This is a genomic window from Streptomyces sp. NRRL S-495, assembly GCF_000966955.1.
Classification (GTDB): domain Bacteria; phylum Actinomycetota; class Actinomycetes; order Streptomycetales; family Streptomycetaceae; genus Kitasatospora; species Kitasatospora purpeofusca.
The window spans coordinates 1-2,287 of sequence record NZ_JZWY01001072.1; the positions used below are offsets into that span (position 1 = coordinate 1).

General features: G+C 68.0%; 2 pseudogenes. Both read left to right on the forward strand.

The features are described from left to right. Nucleotides 1-146, forward strand: a pseudogene (locus VR45_RS39020) (IS5/IS1182 family transposase); the annotation flags it as partial. Between the two features lie 862 nt (nt 147-1,008). Beyond that, a pseudogene (locus VR45_RS39025) lies at nt 1,009-2,287 on the forward strand (galactosylceramidase); the annotation flags it as partial.

The following is a 2,287-nucleotide window of genomic DNA, read 5'->3' on the forward strand; positions in this document are numbered from 1 at the left end:
GGGTCATCGAACGGACCATGTCGTGGCTCACCGGCTACCGGCGGCTCAACCACCGCTACGAACGCGACCCCCGCAACTACCTGGCCCTTCTCGGCCTCGCCGCCATCCTGTGCTGCTACAAACGCCTGGCCCGCATCACCACATAGGACACGGTCTAACGCGCCCGCTCTCCGATGTCGCAGCCCCGAAGCGAGCCCCCGCGGCCCGGCGCGCGCCGAGGCGAGAGCGATATTGTCGACGACCTGAAGGGGCTTCAGGTCGTCGAGGGGGGCGCAGAGGGGCCCCGGAGATTCGGCACCCGTAGCCCTCGACCAGGGATCCGGGGCGACCCGGGTGACCGTCGGCAAGGCTGATCACGCCGTCGCCCTCCACGTCGATGCGGGTGAAGTCGATCAGCACGGTGGCATCGCCGGCGGCCTTGACCACAGGGCCGAGCCCGGTCCTGTTCCGAGCACCCCAGCTCGCCCTGGCTGAGGACTGACATGTCCGGGCGGTGGCTGCGTTCGCGTTCCGCTCGCTCCTCGTCGCAGCATTCGGCGAACGAAGCGCGGCGGCCATGTTGCCGCAGTGAGCATTCGGTCGGCGGGCGTTGAGACGGCCCGACGCAGATCACTGCAGGAGCGGCCCTCCTGCGGCCTCCCCGACCTCGCCGCCGCCGTGCGGGCCCCAGGAGAACGCGCTGCCTCCTCGACGTGAGCGCGGCATTCGAGCCCCGTCGTCGATCACCAGCCGAACCGGCCTCATGTCCGCGCACTTATAAACATCCGACCTCTGGCAGTCTGACGCAGAGTCATAAGCACTGTCCAAGAGGGGCATCGCGAGTCCGCAGCTCGACAATTCGAGCAGCTGATGCTGTCGATAATTGTTGACTTGTGCGCGAAAGCGTTCCATATTGAGCATCATTGAACTTCGCACCCCCCGGCGCCAGATGGGCCGCCGGGTCCTCCAGTCGCGCCCTTGGAGCGTTACGTGCGCAGGCCTCCTATCAATTTCCGCAGCGTGTTAACCATGCTCGCAACCCCGGCGGTCGCTCTCGCCGCCACCTTCACCGCGATCCCGAGTTCGCCCGCGGTCGCCGCTCCAACGCAACGGATCACCATCGACGGCGCGTCAAGCGGGCGTGTCTTCGACGGAGTTGGCGCGATCAGTGGCGGCGGGGCCACCTCCCGGCTCCTGGTCGACTACCCCGAGCCGCAGCGCACTCAGGTGCTGGACTACCTGTTCAAGCCCGGCTACGGAGCTTCGCTGCAGATGCTGAAGGTGGAGATCGGCGGCGACGCGAACTCCTCCGACGGACCCGAACCGAGCCACATGCGCACCCCCACCGAGGTCGACTGCAACCGCGGCTACGAGTGGTGGCTGATGGAGCAGGCCAAGGCACGCAACCCCGACATCGCGTTCTACGGCCTGGAGTGGGCAGCGCCGGGCTGGTTGAACGGCGGCATCTGGTCCCAGGACAACATCACCTACCTCAAGTCCTGGCTGGGCTGCGCACAGAGCCACGGACTGAACGTCGGCTACCTCGGCGGCTGGAACGAGAACGGCTACGACAAGGCCTGGTTCGAGAACCTGCGCACCGCCCTGGACACCAGCGGCCACGCCGACACCCTGTTGGTGGCCTCCGACAGCAACGACCCGAACTGGACGATCGCCTCGGACCTGGCCACGGACAGCGCCTTCAACCGGGCGGTCGCGGTCGTGGGCCTGCACGGCGTGTGTTGGAACTCGACCCCGGTGTACACCGCCTGCCCGGGCAGCAGCACCGCGACCGCGCTGGGCAACCCGCTGTGGGTGGCCGAGGACGACAACGACAGCGACGGCGCCAACCCTCCGGCGCTGGCCCGCAACCTCAACCGCCAGTACATCGACGCCAGGATCACGTCGGACATCAAGTGGGCGCTGGTCGGCTCCTGGCCCTCGAACCTTCCGTTCGCCGGGGCCGGCCTGATGGCCGCCGACCAGCCCTGGTCGGGCAACTACACCGTGGGCCGCGACATCTGGGTGATGGCACACACCGCACAGTTCACCAAGCCTGGCTGGCGCTACCTGGACACGGCCAGCGGCTACCTGTCCGGCACCGGGACCAACGGCGACCGGCACAGCGGGAGTTACGTCACCCTGAGGTCCGGCGAGGACTACAGCACGGTCATCGAGACCACCGACGCCTCGGCCGCGAAGACGATCGCGCTCAGCGTCGCCGGCGGGCTGTCCACCGGGCCGGTGCACGTGTGGGACACCGACATGAACGCCACCGACCCCGCTCGGTGGTTCGTCCACACCCAGGACA